General features: G+C 66.2%; 13 protein-coding genes and 1 pseudogene. 5 read left to right on the top strand and 9 right to left on the bottom strand.

The genetic code is table 11. The features are described 5' to 3' along the window. Nucleotides 1-63 precede the first annotated feature (63 nt). Together FW796_RS30195 and FW796_RS30190 are read left to right on the top strand one after the other, a co-directional pair. Nucleotides 64-1,443, top strand: coding sequence for a M20 family metallopeptidase (locus tag FW796_RS30195; RefSeq protein WP_446440564.1), 1,380 nt, complete (start codon nucleotides 64-66; stop codon nucleotides 1,441-1,443). 75 nt (nucleotides 1,444-1,518) lie between these two features. After that, nucleotides 1,519-2,805, top strand: a complete 1,287-nt coding sequence (locus FW796_RS30190) for an MFS transporter (protein WP_346631624.1) — start codon at nucleotides 1,519-1,521, stop codon at nucleotides 2,803-2,805. 545 nt (nucleotides 2,806-3,350) lie between these two features. Here the strand turns inward: FW796_RS30190 and FW796_RS30185 are convergent. From FW796_RS30185 to FW796_RS30160, 6 genes and pseudogenes are all read right to left on the bottom strand, one after another. Then, nucleotides 3,351-4,076: a hypothetical protein gene (locus FW796_RS30185; protein WP_404939118.1), complete on the bottom strand. Its 726-nt coding sequence runs from the start codon at nucleotides 4,074-4,076 to the stop codon at nucleotides 3,351-3,353. Nucleotides 4,077-4,218: 142 nt separating this feature from the next. Next, nucleotides 4,219-5,292, bottom strand: coding sequence for a 2,3-butanediol dehydrogenase (locus FW796_RS30180; protein WP_404939955.1), 1,074 nt, complete (start codon nucleotides 5,290-5,292; stop codon nucleotides 4,219-4,221). 88 nt (nucleotides 5,293-5,380) lie between these two features. After that, nucleotides 5,381-6,493: an acetoin dehydrogenase dihydrolipoyllysine-residue acetyltransferase subunit gene (locus tag FW796_RS30175; protein ID WP_446440563.1), complete on the bottom strand. Its 1,113-nt coding sequence runs from the start codon at nucleotides 6,491-6,493 to the stop codon at nucleotides 5,381-5,383. After that, nucleotides 6,493-7,506, bottom strand: a complete 1,014-nt coding sequence (locus tag FW796_RS30170) for an alpha-ketoacid dehydrogenase subunit beta (protein WP_065363510.1) — start codon at nucleotides 7,504-7,506, stop codon at nucleotides 6,493-6,495. The genes FW796_RS30175 and FW796_RS30170 overlap by 1 nt, the downstream gene beginning before the upstream one ends. Before the next feature lie 30 nt (nucleotides 7,507-7,536). Next, nucleotides 7,537-8,514, bottom strand: coding sequence for a thiamine pyrophosphate-dependent dehydrogenase E1 component subunit alpha (locus FW796_RS30165; RefSeq protein WP_236204160.1), 978 nt, complete (start codon nucleotides 8,512-8,514; stop codon nucleotides 7,537-7,539). Between the two features lie 2 nt (nucleotides 8,515-8,516). Further along, nucleotides 8,517-9,592 (bottom strand): annotated as a pseudogene (locus tag FW796_RS30160) (ATP-NAD kinase family protein). 355 nt (nucleotides 9,593-9,947) lie between these two features. Here FW796_RS30160 and FW796_RS30155 point away from each other — a divergent pair. Then, a complete protein-coding gene (locus FW796_RS30155; protein WP_404939116.1) occupies nucleotides 9,948-11,816 on the top strand; it encodes a sigma-54-dependent Fis family transcriptional regulator in 1,869 nt (622 codons plus the stop codon). Nucleotides 11,817-11,923: 107 nt separating this feature from the next. On the opposite strand, the gene FW796_RS30150 is transcribed toward FW796_RS30155, so the two are convergent. Further along, entirely contained in the window at nucleotides 11,924-12,937 is a 1,014-nt protein-coding gene (locus tag FW796_RS30150) for an AraC family transcriptional regulator (RefSeq protein WP_446440562.1), read from the bottom strand. Nucleotides 12,938-13,108: 171 nt separating this feature from the next. Between FW796_RS30150 and FW796_RS30145 the strand changes: the two genes are divergently transcribed. After that, complete coding sequence (locus FW796_RS30145) at nucleotides 13,109-13,960, top strand: 3-hydroxybutyryl-CoA dehydrogenase (protein WP_446440561.1); 852 nt, start codon at nucleotides 13,109-13,111, stop codon at nucleotides 13,958-13,960. Then, nucleotides 13,953-14,549: a TetR/AcrR family transcriptional regulator gene (locus tag FW796_RS30140; RefSeq protein ID WP_346631631.1), complete on the top strand. Its 597-nt coding sequence runs from the start codon at nucleotides 13,953-13,955 to the stop codon at nucleotides 14,547-14,549. The genes FW796_RS30145 and FW796_RS30140 overlap by 8 nt, the downstream gene beginning before the upstream one ends. Before the next feature lie 3 nt (nucleotides 14,550-14,552). On the opposite strand, the gene FW796_RS30135 is transcribed toward FW796_RS30140, so the two are convergent. Next, nucleotides 14,553-15,188 carry a response regulator transcription factor gene (locus FW796_RS30135; protein WP_446440560.1) on the bottom strand — a complete coding sequence of 212 codons (636 nt, stop codon included), beginning with the start codon at nucleotides 15,186-15,188 and terminating at the stop codon, nucleotides 14,553-14,555. Continuing rightward, a complete protein-coding gene (locus tag FW796_RS30130; protein ID WP_446440559.1) occupies nucleotides 15,185-17,074 on the bottom strand; it encodes a PAS domain-containing sensor histidine kinase in 1,890 nt (629 codons plus the stop codon). The genes FW796_RS30135 and FW796_RS30130 overlap by 4 nt, the downstream gene beginning before the upstream one ends. Between the last annotated feature and the right edge of the window lie 66 nt (nucleotides 17,075-17,140).

Below are 17,140 nucleotides of genomic sequence, written 5' to 3'. Positions count from 1 at the left end.
AATATACAGATGCCTCCCCCCACTCCACCATGGGCCCGTTCCCCTTGCCCGACCGGAGTTGCAATGACCAAGCAAGCTGCCCTCGCTGGCGTGCGCCAGTACCTGGACGATGGCCACTTTGAACAAGACCTGAGGCGCCGGGTGGCGTTTGCCAGTGACAGCCAGGACCCGGCCCATGCCGATGAACTGCCGCGCTACCTGCTGGAGGAAATCCAGCCGCTATTGCAGCGCCTGGGCTTCGACTGCCAACTGCTGGCCAACCCCGAGGCCGGCGGCCCCTTCCTGATTGCCACGCGCCTGGAAGACCCGGCCCTGCACACGGTGCTCAGCTACGGCCATGGCGACGTGGTGCCCGGTTATGCCGAACAGTGGCGCGCGGGTCTGAATCCATGGCAGTTGACCCTGGAAGGCGAACGTTGGTACGGCCGTGGCACCGCCGACAACAAGGGCCAGCACAGCATCAACCTGACCGCCCTGGAGCAGGTGCTCAAGGCTCGCGACGGGCGCCTGGGCTTCAACCTCAAACTGCTGTTCGAAATGGGCGAGGAAGCCGGCTCCCCGGGGCTGCGCCAACTGTGCCAGGAGCAGCGTGAATTGCTGCGAGCCGATGTGTTCATCGCCTCCGACGGCCCGCGCCTGAATCAGGCCCGGCCGACGCTGTTCCTCGGCTCCCGCGGCTCTGCGCAGTTCCGCCTGGAGGTCAACACCCGGGACAAGGGCCTGCACTCGGGCAATTGGGGGGGCGTGATGAGCAACCCCGGCGTGGTACTGGCCAACGCCCTGGCCAGCCTGGTGGACCAGAACGGCCGCATCCGCTGCCGCGAACTGGTGCCGGTGAACATTCCCGACAACGTGCGCGCCGCCATCGCCGACCTGGAGATCCAGCGCGACTCCCTGGGCCGCCCTCTGGACGAAAACTGGGGCGAACCGGGGCTGACCCTGGGCGAGCGCCTGTTTGCCTGGAACACCCTGGAAATCCTCGCCTTCAGCACCGGCAATCCACAAAAACCGGTGAATGCGATTCCGCCCCGGGCCGTGGCCTTCTGCCAATTGCGCTTTGTCCTCGGCACGCCCTGGCAACAGCTGCAAAGCCTGTTGCGGGCGCACCTGGACCGCGAAGGTTTCAGCCAGGTAGAGATCGTCATGGAGCGCTGCTCCCCGGCCACCCGCCTGGACCCGGACAACCCCTGGGTCAGTTTCGCCAAAGCCTCCATCGGCAACAGCAGTGCCCAGCGTCTGGCCCTGCTGCCGAACCTGGCGGGCACCCTGCCCAACGATATCTTCGCCGAAGTGTTGGGGCTGCCGACCCTGTGGATTCCCCACTCCTACCCCGGCTGCTCGCAGCACGCCCCGGACGAACACCTGCTGCTACCGGTGATTCGCGAGGGCCTGGAGATCATGACGGCCTTGTTCTGGGACCTGGGGGACCTGCCCCGGGCCTGAGGCCATCGCTCAACCCGCCCGACTCAAGTCGGGCACCTGTCGCTCAAAATCCAACAATAAGCAGGAGCGTCCTGTATGACAGAGTTAGCCGCCACCTCGACCGCGATCCGGGTCGAACCCAAGCCCTTGTGGAAACCCATAGGCGCCGCCTTGATCGGCAACACCCTGGAGTGGTTCGACCTGTCGATCTACGCCTACTTTGCCCTGACCATCAGCCAGGTGTTCTTTCCCACGGCCGACCCGACCTTCTCCCTGCTGCTGGCCTTTGCCACCTTCGGCATCTCGTTCCTGATCCGCCCCCTGGGCGCGGCGGTACTGGGCTCCTACGCCGACCGCAGAGGCCGCAAGAAAGCCCTGACCCTGTCGATCCTGATCATGCTGGCGGGCACCCTGCTGATCGCCATCATGCCCAGCTACGCCACCCTGGGCCTCGCCGCGCCCATCGGCATCCTCCTGGCCCGACTGCTGCAAGGCTTCTCCGCCGGCGGCGAATTCGGCACCTCCACCGCCTTCATGCTGGAACACGCCCCACCACGCACCCGACACTTTGTCGCCAGCCTGCAATTCGCCAGCCAGGGTTTTGGCGTGGTCATTGCCTCGACCTTCGGCTACTTCCTGACCAAGCACCTCGATGCCCAGCAGATGCTCGACTGGGGCTGGCGCGTGCCGTTCTTCTTCGGCCTGCTGCTAGGCCCGGTGGGCCTGTACATCCGCCGCACCGTCGACGAATCGCCGGACTTCAAAGCCAGCGAACCGGGAGAGCGCCCATTGCGCGAAGTCCTGCTCAGCCAAAAGACCCTGCTGCTGATCGCCATGGGCACCCTGGTGGTGTCCACCGCCTCGAACTACATGATCCAGTACATGCCCTCCTACGCCGCCACCAGCCTGAACATCGCCCAGTCTTCGGGCTTTTTGGCGACCCTCACCGGCGGCCTGATCCTGACCATCGTCACGCCCATCGTCGGCTACCTGTCCGGCCATATCGGGCGCCTGAAGATCATGCTGGCGGCGGCGGTGGTCTACGCCGTAGCGATCCTGCCGGCGTTCTTCTGGCTCAACAGCCGCCCCAGCGCCAGCTCCCTGCTGCTGGTGGTGGCGATGATGGCCCTGATCAAGGCGGTGTACTTCGCCCCCCTGCCATCGCTGATGGCGGACATCTTCCCGGTGCGTACCCGGGTTACCGGCATGTCCCTGAGCTACAACCTTGGCGTCACGATCTTCGGCGGTTTTGCCCCGGTGATCGCCACCGGCCTGATTGCGCTGACCGGCTCGCCACTGGCACCGAGTTTCTACCTGATGCTGGCGGCAGCACTGAGCGTCGTAGCCCTGCTGATGGCCCGCAAGAAACTCGGAATGGCCTGAAATCAGAGCGTTTTTTGTTACATGGGATTGAAACGCCGCGTAGAAGCCGGCTTGCCGGCGAAGAGGCCCGAAAGTCATGCAGCGCCCGGGCCGACGCCTTCGCTGGCAAGCCAGCTCCTACAGAAACGCACTCGCCCTTAGCTTCAGGCCGGCCGCAAGGCCGCCGTCACGCTCTTGATTTTGATCTTGATCTGAACGCCCCGTTAACCACGATGGCCGAACGTAGGCATTGAGCCGTGGGTAACCCGGCAGGGATGCCGGGTTAGCCGCCACCCGGCCAGGGATGGCCGGTGGCGGCGGCCCACGGATCAATGCCTTCGTTCGGGCATGCCGAGCCTAGGCGAGGCACCGAGTGGAGGGGCAAGAGCCTTTGGTTACTTTGGGTTGGTCCGGCATTCCGGCTTTCCAAAGTGACTCGCCGTAAGGGCGAAACCGCCAGCCGCCGCACCCGCAGCAACGCATATGCCCACCAATCAGACCGCACCCTCAGGTTCTACAACCGCTACGCTCCCGAGCGGGAGCAAGATGAGTGCTCCGCCTCCCTACTACTGCACCGGCAAAAAATTCATCAGCAGCAGACTCTGCGCATAATTGAACCCCACCCGCCGATAGCGCTCATCCAGAATCCGCGTCAACAAATCCAACCGCGCCACAATCTTCCCAAACTCCACGGCAAAACTCAGATTGCTGCCCTCCTCGGAAATCTCATTGGAAAACAGCAACAGCACCCCATTGGCATCCTGGCGCTGGCTCAGCAGCCAGGTGGCTTTTTCAATATTGCGCGCCGCATTGCTGATGAACTGCGGATCGATGGTATCGGTCATGTAGAACTCGGTCCGCCCGCCATGCGCCGTCACCAGCATGCTGCCAATGGCGTAGATGAAGGCCCCGACCCGATCGCCCTGAAACTCCGGGCTCAAGGAATAACTCAAGGCCGCCAAGTCACGGCGATCGCCGAGGGCCGGCAACGGTTGGCGTTGTTCAATGGCATTGCGAATCTCCCGTTGCGCCGTGGTGCCATCGGGGAAACCCGACTTGCGCCACTGGCTGGGATTACGCAGGTAGAGCTTGCCCATCAGCAGGTACAGGCTCTGCAGGTTGTCGCGCATGCCGATGGTGGCCATGCGGTCGACGCTGGTCTGGAAGAATTCGTCAGGCTTGCCTTCACGAAACTGTTTGGCGATATCACGGCCTTGCTGCTGGGTGCAGGCAGAGGCGCTGAACATCAGCAGCGCCGCCAGAAACAGGCGCTGAAAGCGGGTTTGCATCATGCAAGAAGAGGGAGCGTAGGCCATCGGCACCGGGTCGAAATTCACGGGCTGCGGCGGGGATCGGCGCGGCCAGGCCTGGTGATAGAACGCAAAACTGTAAAAAAGTGCGATGGCCGCGGCCGGCCATCGCCAAATCGCTCGCTTACGAGCGTCGCAACTGACCGGGGGACACGATGATCTTGACGTTGTGTTCCTTGTTGTTGACCAGTTCCTCAAAGCCCTGGCCGACGATCTCTTCCAGCTGAATGCGCCCGGTCACCAGGGGCGCAATGTCCAGGCGGCCATCGGCGATGAAGGCGATCACATCGGCGAACTCACCGTTGTAGGCCAGGGCCCCCAGCAGCGTTTTCTCGGTGGCCACCAACTCGAAGAAGTTGAACTCGCTGGGCTCTTCGAAAATCCCCACCAGCACGCACTTGCCGGCCTTGCGGATCAGGTCGATGGCCAGCTTGGCGGTGTGCTTGTTGCCAATGCATTCAAAGCTGACATCAGCGCCCAATCCGCCGGTCAGGCGCTTGACCTCGGCCAGGGCGTCGCACTCCTTGGGGTCGAGCACGTGGGTCGCGCCCACCTCCAGGGCCTTGGCCTTGCGCGCGCCGGACATTTCCAGGGCGATCACCTGGGCCGCGCCGGCGGCCTTGGCGCACATGATGGTGCACAGGCCGATGGTGCCGGCGCCGACCACCACCACGTTCTGCCCCAGCAGGCTGCCGGCCTTTTTCACCGCGTGCATGCCCACCGCCAGCGGCTCGATCAGGGCTCCGGCCTCGGCGGGAAAGTTCTCCGGCAAGGCGTACAGCAGGTTGGCCGGGACATTGACCAATTCGGCAAAGGCGCCGTTGTTCATCAGCCCGGTAAAGGCCAGGTTTTCGCAGATGTTGTACAGACCGTGGGTGCAGTAATAGCAGGTGCCACAGTGCTGGCAGGCATCGGCGGCCACCGGCTGGCCGACACTGAACCCCTGGACCCCTTCACCCAGGGCGACGATTTCGCCGCAGAACTCGTGGCCGAGGATGCACTGGCCCTTGATCCCGGTCAGCGGGTGCGGCGCGTCTACCGGAATGAACACCGGCCCGGCCACGTATTCGTGCAGGTCGGAACCGCAGATGCCGCACCAGTCGACGCGGATCTGCACCCAGCCGGCCGAGGGCGCATCGGGCAGCGGCACGTCTTCGACGCGGATATCGTGGCGGCCGTGCCAGACCGCGGCGCGCATGCTCGGAACGGACTTGAGGGAAACACTCATCTTGGCTTCTCCTGATTGTTATAGGGCTGCGACGGCCCCCTGGCCGCCGCAGCAAACCTCAGTGCTGGCGGATAAAGTCGAGGATCAGGCGGTTGACCTGCTCCGCCGCTTCCATCTGCAGCATGTGCCCCTGCCCCGGCAGCACCTCGATCTGCGCCTTGAGGTCGGCGCTATGGCTGACCGGGATGATCCGGTCGTCGCTGCCCCAGATCACCAGCACCGGCTGCGCGCCGTCCTGCACCACCGGGCGCAGGTCGGCCTGCTGGCGACCGTCGGCGAACAGCTTGCCGGCCAACTGCCCGAGGGCGGCCTGCACCCCTTCCAGGCGCTTGTACTTGAGCATGTCGTCGAGCATCTGCCGGTTCACCAGCTCGGCGTTGGAGAACAGCTGCACCAGTTGCGGCTTCAGCGCGTTGCGGTTGCTGGCTTCGACGAAGCCTTGCAGGTAGTCGCCGTTGATCTCACGGCCCAGCCCGGCGCTGCCGATCAGGGTCAGCGAGCGCACCCGCTGCGGCGCCAGCCGCGCGGTGTTGAGGGACACCGCGCCGCCCATGGAGTGGCCCACCAGATGGGCCACGGGAATGTCCAGGTGATCCAGCAGCGCCAGCAGCACCTCGCTCAATTCGTCCAGGTCGCCCCGTTGCAGGGCCTTGGCCGATTCGCCGTGGCCCGGCAGGTCGAGGGCAATCACCCGGCGCCCGGCGGCCAGAGCTTCGTGGTTGAACAGCCAATTGTTGAGGTCGCCGCCAAAGCCGTGCACCAGCAGCAACGGCGTACCGCCTTCGCCGCGCTCGAAGTAGCGGATCAGCCGACCGTCGAGTTCGACCTTCTGCGGCGCCGGGCCACTGTCTTCGTCGGCACTGTCGCCGGGCACGAAGCTGGCCTGGAACTGCTCGATCACCGCGTCGATCTCGGCGTCACTGGCCTCGCCTTCGACCACGATGCCCAGCAGCGCGCCCACCGCCAGGGTTTCATCCTGGCGGGCGATCTGCCGGCGCAGGATGCCGGAGAACGGCGCCTCGACGCTGCTGGAGATCTTGTCGGTCTCCACGTCCAGCACTTCATCGCCCTTGCTGATGCTCTGCCCCTCCTCCTTGAGCCAGGCATCGACCCGGCCCTCGGTCATCGACAGGCCCCACTTGGGCATGGTCAGGGTATGGATCTGGCTCATCAGCGGCTCCACTCGATCACAGTGAGCACGGCTTTTTCGATCTTCGCCGCGTCGGGGATGTACAGGTCTTCCAGGGCGTCGGAGAACGGCACTGGCGTATGGGGCGCGGTGACCATTTCGATCGGCGCCTTGAGGGAGGCGAAGGCTTTTTGCGCCACCAGCGCCGAGATGTCGGTGGCCATGGAGCAGCGCGGGTTGGCTTCGTCGATCACCACCAGGCGCCCGGTCTTCTCCACGCTTTCCAGGATGCTGTCTTCATCCAGCGGGCTGGTGGTGCGCAGGTCGATGACTTCGCAGTCGATGCCGCGTCCGGCCAGGGCACGGGCCGCGTCCAGGGCGGTGTTCACCGTGCGCCCGTAGGACACCAGGGTCACGTCCTTGCCATCGCGCAGGAAGTTGGCCTCGCCGAACGGAATCGCATAGGACTCTTCCGGCACTTCGCCCTGCAGGCTGTAGAGCAGCTTGTGCTCGCAGAAGATCACCGGGTCATTGTCGCGGATGGCCTGGATCAGCAGGCCCTTGGCGTCGTAGGGCGACGAGGGGCAGACCACTTTCAGCCCGGGGATGTGGGTCCACAGCGAGGTGAGCATCTGCGAGTGCTGGGCCGCAGCGCGCAGCCCGGCACCGACCATGGTGCGGATCACCAGCGGGGTCTGGGCCTTGCCGCCGAACATGTAGCGAAACTTCGCCGCCTGGTTGAGGATCTGGTCCAGGCAGCAGCCGGCGAAGTCGACGAACATCAATTCGCACACCGGGCGCACGCCGCGGGTGGCAGCGCCGACTGCGGCGCCGACGTAGCCGATTTCCGACAGCGGGGTGTCCAGCACCCGCCCGGGGAATTGATGGTAGAGGCCCTTGGTCACCCCCAGCACGCCGCCCCAGGCGTCGTTGTCGCCGGGGGCTCCGGCGCCGCCCGCCACGTCTTCACCCATGATGAATACGCTGGGGTCGCGACGCATTTCCTGGGCCAGGGCTTCGTTGATGGCCTGCTGGTAACTGATTTTTCTCGCCATGATGGTGGTCTCTTGTTGTTCTGTGGGGCGTTATGGGTAAGTGACGTACACGTCGGCGAGCAGATCGGCGGGGCTCGGTTTAGGGTCGGTCTTGGCCTTGCGCACCGCGTCTTCGATCAGCGCTTCCACGTCGGCATCGATCTGGTCCAGCTGGCTGGCCTGCACCAGCCCCGAACGGGTGGTGCGCTCGCGGAACTGCATCAGGCAGTCGTTGTGCTCGCGGTAATGCTTGACCTCGTCGGGGGCGCGGTAGGTCTGGGCGTCGCCCTCGAAGTGGCCGTAGTAGCGGGTCAGCTTGACCTCGATCAGCGACGGCCCCTCCCCGGCCCGGGCCCGTTCCACGGCGGCGCCGGCGGCTTCGTGCACCGCAAAGAAATCGAAACCGTCCACCGTCACCCCGGGCATGCCGAAGCCGGCGGCGCGGTCGGCGATGTGATCGCAAGCCACCGACCAGTTGGACGCGGTGGCCTCGGCGTAGCCGTTGTTCTCGGCGATGAACAGGCACGGCAGGTTCCACACCGAGGCCATGTTCATGGCCTCGAACACCGCGCCTTCGTTGGAGCCGCCGTCGCCGAAGAACACCACCGACACGCCGTCGGTGCCTTGCAGCCTGGCGGCCAGGGCTGCGCCCACCACCAGCGGCGCCCCGGCGCCGACGATGCCGTTGGCGCCGAGCATGCCCTTCTCGAAATCGGCGATGTGCATGGAGCCGCCCTTACCCTGGCAGACCCCGGTCTTCTTGCCGTAGATCTCCGCCATCATCCCGAAGACGTCCACCCCCTTGGCGATGCAATGGCCGTGGCCCCGGTGGTTGGAGGCGATGCAATCATCGTCCCGCAGGTGGGCCATGACTCCGGCGGCCGAGGCTTCTTCCCCGGCATAAAGGTGGACGAAACCGGGAATCTCGCCGGTGGCGAATTCCACGTGCAGGCGTTCTTCGAATGCGCGGATGGTGCGCATCACCCGGTAGGCGTGGAGCAACTGATCAGTGGTCAGGGGTGTCGACATTTTTATTCTCCAGGGTGTCTTCGGACTGAAGGTTCACGGGGTGTTGCCGGTGATCGCGGTCGATGGCCAGCAGGCGCTGGCGCGCCGCGTGGGCCAGGACCGCGTTGACGTCGATGCTCAGCGGGCCGCCGGCATCCAGGGTGACCGTGGGCCGGTCGTGGGGGTTGAATTCGATCTCGCGCTCGCCATCCAGGGCCAGGGTGCCGGCGCTCAGGCACAGCGGCTGGGGCACCTCCGGTTGCAGGTAGCCGGCCTCCAGCACGCCACAGCCCTGCAGCAGGCCGGGGGCCAGGGGCACCAGCAGCGCTTCGGGAGACTGCGGGTCCAGGCGCATCCAGGCGCCGTGGGGCTCCTGGCGAGTGACCGGCAGCCACAACCCGCAGAGAGCGGAAATGCCGATGGACTGGGGCTCGGCGAAGGTCACGAAGACCTCGGCCAGATCGCTGGCGCGGCTGATGGCCCGGGCGCCGACGAAGGCCAGGGGCGACACCGCCACGTCCACCAGGGCCACTTCGCACAGGCCACGGGACGGCTCGCGCACCAGCAGGCGCTTGTTGCGCCGCAGGGCGATCTCGGCGGGCACCCGGCCGCTGGCATAGAGCCCTCCGGCCAGCCCGGCGCTGGTGGCTTCGCGCAGTTCCGGAAAGGCGTTGTTGGTGCCGGTGGACAGGGTCAGCAGCGGGATGTCGCCGACCTCAGCGGCCACCGCCTTGTGGGTGCCGTCGCCACCGAGCACGGCGATCAGCGACACCCCGCGCTCGGCCATCCAGCGCGCGGCCTGGCGGGTGTCCTCGACGCTCTGGCGCAGGGTCAGGTCGAGGAACTCCAGGGCCGGCCAGTGCTGCTCCCGGGCCTGGCGGCTGCGGCTGTTCTTCTGCACCGCGGCGGCGATGCCGGTCATGTCGGTGGGCATCAGCACCTGCTCGATGCCGGTGGCGCCAAAGGCCGCCAGCAGACGCTGGATCACCGAGACCTTGTCGGTGCTGGAGAACAGGCCGGCATTGGCGGTGAGGCGGCGCACGTCGCGGCCCGAAGCCGGGTTGGCGATGATACCGACGGTCAGGGGGCGGCGGTTCATGAGCTCACCGCGGGCGGAGCACAGGCAGGAGAAAACATCGGGCACCTCGTTCTTATTCTTCGATGGGCCAGTCGGTGCTGGTTGCCAAGGACTGGTTGCCAAGGGCCAGAGCAAGGCCGGTGCCAGTTGTCGAAAAACCTCTGCAGAAGGCCGTTCCAGAGCGGCTGACCTGCTTGTTGTATAGCGTTGAGGAAAGCCGTCTGTGAGACGTTGCATGTCAGGCTGCACGGAGCCTTGGCGAGACCTTGAGACGTTGCGTCTCAGCGGCGTCGCCGTACCAGCCGGTGCTTGTCGAGGGGCATGGATCGGCGCTTAATGCGCCCACAACGATAAGAAGCTGCAACCGGAGGCCTTCATGCTTTCCGCACACTCCAAAGCCCACGTGGACTGCGTCAGCCGGGTCCTGAAAAATGCCGCGCACCTGCCCCAGGCGCCGGTGCCGAGCCTGATCCTCGATTCCTGGCGCCGCTCCATGGAGCAGCACCAGCTGGACCCCGGCTCGCTGCAAGGGCCGCGCATCCTCTGCGAAAACCTGCTCAAGGAATGCCGCGAGCGTTCCGAGCTGTTCCTGCGCATCGCCAGTGAAGAAGTGGCCCGCCTGCATGGCCGGGTGCGCGACGCCGACTACTGCGTGCTGCTCACCGACGCCCAGGGCCAGACCATCGACTACCGGGTGGAGTCCACCCTGCGCAACGACTGCCGCAAGGCCGGGCTGTACCTGGGCACCTGCTGGTCGGAGGGTGAAGAAGGCACCTGCGGCGTGGCGGCGGTGCTCACTGCGCGCACGCCGATCACCGTGCACAAGCGCGACCATTTTCGCGCCGCGTTCATCGGCCTGACCTGCTCCGCCGCCCCGGTGTTCGATCCCCAGGGCGAGCTGCTGGGGGTGCTGGATGTGTCGGCGGTGCGCTCCCCGGATGACCGCCGTTCCCAGCACCTGATCCGGCAGATGGTGGTGCAGAGCGCCCGGGAGATCGAACAAGCGTTCTTCATGAACAGCGCCCAGGGCTACTGGGTGCTGCGGGCCCATGCCAGCCCGGGCTATGTCGACAGCCAACCGGACTACCTGCTGGCCTGGGACGACGACGGTTGCCTGCGGGCGCTGAACCCGGCGGCGCGTCATTACCTGTTACAACGCTTTGGGCGGCTGCCGCAGCACATCGCCCAGGTGTTCGACCCGCAGCTGTTGCAGCGCGCCCGGGACGAGGCCCTGTGCCCGCTGTCTGCCGAGCTGCATGGCCGCTTGCAGGCGCCGCGCCGACCCCAGAGTCGCCCGCGCCTGAGCCTGGCCGGCGAACCGCTGGACCCACGGGTGGAACAGAGCCTGCGCCTGGCAGTGCGGGTCAAGGACCGGCATTTGCCGGTGCTGATCCAGGGCGAGACCGGTTCCGGCAAAGAAGTCTTCGCCCGCCAGCTGCACCAGGCCAGCCAGCGTCGGGACCGGCCCTTCGTCGCGGTGAACTGCGCGGCGATTCCCGAGAACCTGATCGAGAGCGAACTGTTCGGCTACGTCGCCGGGGCCTTTACCGGGGCCTCGAACAAGGGCATGCAGGGGCTGCTGCAACAGGCCGATGGCGGCACCCTGTTCCTCGATGAAATCGGCGACATGCCCCTGGCCTTGCAGACCCGCCTGCTGCGGGTGCTGGCCGAGGGTGAAGTGGCACCTCTGGGGGCCGCGCAACGCAAGGCGGTGGATATTCAGGTGATCTGCGCCACCCACCGCGACCTGGAAGCGCTGGTGGCCGAGGGCAGTTTTCGCGAGGACCTGTATTTCCGCCTGGGCGGCGCACGCTTTCAGTTGCCGCCCCTGCGCGAGCGCAGCGATCGGCTGGCGCTGATCACCCGGATAGTCGAAGAAGAATCCAAGCGCTGCGGCGCGCTGGTGCAACTGGGCGAAGTGGCCTTGGAATGCCTGCTGGGCTACCGCTGGCCGGGCAACGTACGGCAATTGCGCCATGTCCTGCGCTACGCCTGCGCCGTGTGCGAAGGGCCGCTGATCCAGCTGCATGATTTGCCTGAACAACTGCGCGGCGCCGAGGCCGAAGGCGCCCTGCCCGCCCTGGAAACCGCCACCAGCCCCGAGCGCCAGGCCCTGCTGGATGCCCTGGTACGCCACCGCTGGAAACCCGTAGCAGCGGCCAAGGCCCTGGGCATTTCCCGCGCCACCCTGTACCGCCGTGTGCAGCAGCACGGCATCCAGATGCCGGGCCGCAGCCCGGCCTGACCCCCACCGACCGTAGGAGCCGGCTTGCCGGCGAATGGGCCTTCAGATTGTGCGGTGACCTTGAGGACGCCTTCGCTGGCAAGCCAGCTCCTACAGGGGGCCCGGTGTCAGCGGCCGGGCTGAAAACGCGCGCGGTAGCGCCCGGGGCTTTCGCCGGTCCATTTCTTGAACGCGCGGTGGAAGGCGCTGGGCTCCTGGAAGCCGGTGAGTTCGGCAATCTCGCTGATGCTGGCCGCCGAGCGCCGTAGCAGCTCGACCGCGACGCCGCGGCGCACTTCGTCCTTGATCTCTTGATAGGAGCCGCCCTCGCGCTCCAGGCGCCGGCGCAGGGTGCTGGCGCTCATCTGCACTTCGCGGGCGAAGGCTTCCAGGGTCGGCCACTGGCTGTAGTGGCTGCCCCGCAGGCGTTGGTGCACCTGGGTGGTCAGGCCGTGCTGGTTGCGAAAGCGGATCACCAGCCATTGCGGGGCGCTGCGCAGGAACACCTTGAGCGAGGCCAGGTCCTGAACCACCGGCAGGCGCAAAAAGCGGCTGGCAAATTCGATCTCGGTGCGCCCGGCGTTCCAGGTCAGGTTGCTGCCCCACAGCAGCGCATCGTCGCTGAGGCTCAGGCGTGAATGGCGAAAGTCGGCGCGGTCGATGGGTATCCTCCGCCCGCCGAGCCAGCACAGCAGGCTGATGATCAGCACCAGCAGGGTTTCCTCGGCGTAATGGCTGCGCAGCGGGTCGTCGCAGCGGCTGTCGAGGCTAAGCACCGCACGCTTGCCCCGCAGGCTGAGGCTGGCGCCGACGTCCCGCAGGAACAGGCCGAAGTTGTTCAGGCACTGGCGCAGGGCCTTTTCCAGGTTGGGCTCCTGGATCAGTCCGCGGCAGATCAGGGCGAAAGCCCCCGGCGGCATGCCGCGGGAGTCGAGCTGGAAGAATTCATCCTGCAACTCGCGGATCTGGATCAGCCACAACGCGGCAAAGGCGCCGCCGGGCACCCGGGCCCGGGGCTGGTCGAGCAACGCCGGGGCGATGCCGGCTTCCCTCAGCACCGCCGCCAGGCGTGCCGGCTGCTGGCGCAGGGCGTGGGTCATCACCCGGACAAAGTAGACCGCGACCGAATCCGTTTCACGCATGTAGAGGCTGTGCTCCCGTAGCTGGACCTATGGCAAAAAACGCCAGCACCCTTGACCGCTTTCGGCATAGGCCGGCCACCGTGCCGGGCTCTAGACTCGCGCTGGATAACGCGCTGTGCAAGGCAACCGCGCCATGCTCCGCGAAGGCAATGAACAAAGGAAGAGCTGAAGATGAATCTTGCGAATATCGGTGTGATCGGCGCCGGCACCATGGGCAACGGCATCGCCCAGGTCTGTGCCCAGGCGGGCTTCGACGTGACCCTGCTGGACATCGCCCAGGGCGCCCTGGAAAAGGCCCTGGCCACCATCGGCAAGAACCTCGACCGGCAGGTGAGCAAGGGCACCTTGAGCGAAGACGACAAACGCGCCGCCCTGGGCAAGATCCGCATCAGTACCGATTACAGCGTGCTCAAGGACGCCCAGCTGGTGATCGAAGCCGCCACCGAGAACCTCGATCTCAAGCTCAAGGTGCTGCAACAGATCGCCGCCCAGGTCAGCACCGAGTGCGTGATCGCCTCCAACACCTCGTCGCTGTCCATCACCCAACTGGCCGCCAGCGTCAGCGCGCCGGAGCGTTTCATCGGCCTGCATTTTTTCAACCCGGTGCCGGTGATGGGCTTGATCGAGGTGATCCGCGGCCTGCAGACCAGCGACGCGACCCACGCCCTGGCCATGAATATGGCCCAGCGCCTGGGCAAGACCGCGATCACCGCCGGCAACCGCCCGGGTTTTGTGGTCAACCGCATCCTGGTGCCGATGATCAACGAGGCGATCCTGGTGTTCCAGGAAGGCCTGGCCAGCGCCGAAGACATCGACGCCGGCATGCGCCTGGGCTGCAACCAGCCGATCGGCCCGCTGGCCCTGGCCGACCTGATCGGCCTGGACACCCTGTTGGCGATCCTCGAAGCCTTCTACGACGGCTTCAACGACAGCAAGTACCGCCCCGCGCCGCTGCTCAAGGAAATGGTCGCCGCCGGCTACCTGGGCCGCAAGACCGGTCGGGGTTTCCATACCTATGGCTGAGCGCTGCTCACGCTTTGCCGAAAGCCGCGACAAGGCCCTGGAGCTGTTCGCCAGCAAGGGCTTCGGCCAGGTCGGCATGCGTGAGCTGGCGAGCCATCTGGGGCTGACCCCGGGCTCGCTGTACCACCATTACCCGAGCAAGCAGCACCTGCTGCTGGACCTGATCGAAGAGTTCTTCGATGAGCTGCACAGCACCCTCAAGCGTTTGCAGCGGCGCAAGTTGCAGGGCGACTGCCTGCCGGCGCTGATCCGCGCCCACCTGAAACTGCACCGGGAATTGCCGCGGCATTTTCGGCTGGTGGAGCGCGACAGCGGCTGCCTCAACCCCGACCAGCAGTTGCGGGTCGGGCAATTGCGCGAGCGTTACGAGCAACAGTTGCTGCAACTGCTGGGCACCCCGCCCGGCCTCGGCCTGCCGGCCCAACGTGCCGCCGCCCATGCCTTGGCCAATCTGCTGAACAGCGCCCCCAGCTGGTTCAGTGAACAACCGCTGCCCGAACGTGAACGCGAAGCCCTGCTGGAAAACCTGCTGAGCGGCGCCATCGAGCGCCTGCTCGGTGGCATCCCCGTGCGCAGCGCGGTGGCCTGAACCTCAGCGCAGTTGCAGCGGGTCCACCAGCCCGGCGGCAATCGCCATGCCCACCAGCTGCGGCAGGTGCTCGGCCTGCATGCGCTTCATCACCCGTGAGCGATACAAATCGATGGTCTTGATGCTGACCCCCAGCTGCTCGGCGATCTCGCGGTTGGTATAGCCCTGCACCAGGGGCAGCAACACGTCTTTCTCCCGTGGCGTCAGGCTCTCCAGCAAACCTTGCACCCGGGCCTGCCCGGCACTCTGGTGCTGATGGCGGTCGGCGCGGCTCAGGGCCTGCTGCACGCTGTCCAGCAGCAACTGTTCGTTGTAGGGCTTCTCGATGAAATCCACCGCCCCGGCCTTGAACGCCCGGACCACGATGGGCACGTCGGCGTGGCCGCTGACAAAGATCAGCGGCAGACGGATATCGCGCTGACGCAGTTGTTCCTGGACATTCAGCCCGCCCATGCCGGGCATGCGCACATCCAGCAGCACGCAGGCGTTGAGGCTGGGGTCGCAGTGTTCGAGAAACTCCCGGCCACTGGTGAACGGCAGCGCCTTGAGGCCCACCGACTCCAGCAGCCAGACGGTGGAGTCGAGCATGCCCGGGTCATCGTCGACCACATACACCACCTGCTGCGCCTCACGGGTCATTGCCTTGCTCCTGTTGTCGGGTGGGAAGCTGCATCCGGATCGGCCGGGGCCGTGGCCGGCAGGTGGCAGCACATCATCAAACCTCGGTCCTGGAGTTGGGCCTGCAAGTCGCCGCCAAAGCCCTCGACGATGCTGCGGCTCATGGACAGCCCGAGCCCCAGGCCGTTGGCCTTGCTGGTGTAGAACGGGGTGAACAGCTGAGGCAGCTGTTCGGCGCAGACTCCGGGGCCCTGGTCGCTGACGCTGACCTGCACTCCGCCCCCGGCAGCCGCTTCGGCCCCCAGGACGATGTGGGAGGCCTGCTGCGGATGCACCTCACGATTGGCCTCGATGGCGTTGCGCAGCAGGTTCAGCAGCACCTGCTCCAGCAGTACCCGGTCGGCGTACACCGGCGGCAGATTATCCGCCAGCCGCAGCTCGATCGCCACCTGACAGGCCTGGGCTTCCCAGGCACACAGGCGCACGGTTTCCCGGGCCACTTCGGCGATATCCAGGGCCTGGACCCGGCGCCCGCCCTTGCGCAGAAAAGCCCGCAGGCGCTTGATCACTTCGGCGGCGTGGGTTGCCTGTTCGGCGATCCGCTCCAGGCCCTGGGCGACCTTGCGAGCGGCCTCCGGCTGAGTGTCCAGGGCCTGCAAATAGCGTTGGCTGGCGTTGGCGTAATTGACCACCGCCGCCAACGGCTGGTTGATCTCGTGGGCGATCCCTGAGGCCAGTTCGCCCAGGGTCACCAGGCGCGCAGTGTGGGCCAGTTCGTCCTGGTGATGGCGCTGCTGGGCCTCGCGCAGTTCGCGCTCGCTCTGGTCGTGGGCCACCAGGGAATAGAAGCGCTCGCCACTGGCGGCGCGGTGGGCCAGGAGCATCAGCGACACCGGCACCGAACTGCCGCCCGCCGGGGGTTGCAGGCGCGTCTCGATGCTCCAGCGGCCGCTGCGTTCGGCACAGCTCCAGCCTTCCTGTTGCAGGCTCTGCAGCACTTCCTGGCTGAGGATCGCCGCCAGTTCCGGCATCGCCTGCCCGGTGGCAAGATCCAGGGTGCGCCGGGCGGCCGGGTTGAGGTAGGTCACCGCGCCGCCGGGCTGGATGAACAGCACCGGGTCGGGGTTGGCTTCCACCACTTCCGCCAGGCGCCGCTTGTTCTCCTCGGCCTGGACCCGGGCAGTAATGTCCCGGGACACCGCCACCACTTCCACCACGGTGCCGGTGTAGGTGTCGCGGATGCCGCGGCAGGCGGTTTCGAACCACAGGTAATGACCGTCGCGATGGCGGATGCGATAGGTCATGGTGTGGTAGCCGTCCTGCTCCAGGGCGTCCTGAGTGCGCTGCATCAACCCAGCGAGGTCCTGGCTGTGGAACAGGCTGCGGGCCAGCAGGCCACGCAGTTGTTCGGGCCAGTAGCCGAGCAGGGTCCAGGAAGCCGGCGAGGCGTCGAGGAAACTGCCGTCCGGGGTGTGCCGGGAAATCAGGTCGGTGGTGTTCTCGGTGATCAACCGGTACAGGCGCCGGGCCTTGGCCGACTCGCGCTCGGCCTGGACCTGGGCGGTGGCTTCCTGACAGCGCGCCAGCACCCGCTGTCGCAGGGGATCGGGGATAAAGCTCCAGAGCAGGATCCGCTCGCCCCACTGGGCCTCCACCTGTTCGATGGCCCGCTGCTGCTCCAGGCAGGCCCGCACCAGGGCTGGGTGATTGACCGGCAGCAGGGCCGCGATCTCGTCGCTGGCCGCGCCGTCCAGCCACTGGCGCAATGCCGGATTGAGGTCCAGCGGCTGCGCCTGGGCGTCCAGCAACAGGCTGGGTTGCGGGTCATGGCCAAGCCAGGGCGAATCCGGCAAGCCGCCTTCGCGCTGTAGGCGTAGCCAGTGACGCAGGTGGGTGGAGTCGGGCATGGTCGATCAATCTCGGGGCCGGAGTGGCGGATTCTTTTTATAGTATAACTACTATACAACTCAGGT

The sequence above is a fragment of the Pseudomonas sp. 910_21 genome (assembly GCF_052850735.1).
Note: the sequence above shows the minus strand (reverse complement) of the source record. Positions and strands in the feature narration are given on the sequence as shown.

What these genes read in the sequence shown, in the direction of transcription:
- FW796_RS30150 (WP_446440562.1), bottom strand. Translation starts at nt 12,937, where the DNA reads ATGCGTGAAACGGATTCGGTCGCGGTCTACTTTGTCCGGGTGATGACC.
- FW796_RS30195 (WP_446440564.1), top strand. Translation starts at nt 64, where the DNA reads ATGACCAAGCAAGCTGCCCTCGCTGGCGTGCGCCAGTACCTGGACGAT.
- FW796_RS30155 (WP_404939116.1), top strand. Translation starts at nt 9,948, where the DNA reads ATGCTTTCCGCACACTCCAAAGCCCACGTGGACTGCGTCAGCCGGGTC.
- FW796_RS30140 (WP_346631631.1), top strand. Translation starts at nt 13,953, where the DNA reads ATGGCTGAGCGCTGCTCACGCTTTGCCGAAAGCCGCGACAAGGCCCTG.
- FW796_RS30185 (WP_404939118.1), bottom strand. Translation starts at nt 4,076, where the DNA reads ATGATGCAAACCCGCTTTCAGCGCCTGTTTCTGGCGGCGCTGCTGATG.
- FW796_RS30175 (WP_446440563.1), bottom strand. Translation starts at nt 6,493, where the DNA reads ATGAGCCAGATCCATACCCTGACCATGCCCAAGTGGGGCCTGTCGATG.
- FW796_RS30135 (WP_446440560.1), bottom strand. Translation starts at nt 15,188, where the DNA reads ATGACCCGTGAGGCGCAGCAGGTGGTGTATGTGGTCGACGATGACCCG.
- FW796_RS30180 (WP_404939955.1), bottom strand. Translation starts at nt 5,292, where the DNA reads ATGCGCGCCGCGGTCTGGCACGGCCGCCACGATATCCGCGTCGAAGAC.
- FW796_RS30190 (WP_346631624.1), top strand. Translation starts at nt 1,519, where the DNA reads ATGACAGAGTTAGCCGCCACCTCGACCGCGATCCGGGTCGAACCCAAG.
- FW796_RS30145 (WP_446440561.1), top strand. Translation starts at nt 13,109, where the DNA reads ATGAATCTTGCGAATATCGGTGTGATCGGCGCCGGCACCATGGGCAAC.
- FW796_RS30130 (WP_446440559.1), bottom strand. Translation starts at nt 17,074, where the DNA reads ATGCCCGACTCCACCCACCTGCGTCACTGGCTACGCCTACAGCGCGAA.
- FW796_RS30165 (WP_236204160.1), bottom strand. Translation starts at nt 8,514, where the DNA reads ATGTCGACACCCCTGACCACTGATCAGTTGCTCCACGCCTACCGGGTG.
- FW796_RS30170 (WP_065363510.1), bottom strand. Translation starts at nt 7,506, where the DNA reads ATGGCGAGAAAAATCAGTTACCAGCAGGCCATCAACGAAGCCCTGGCC.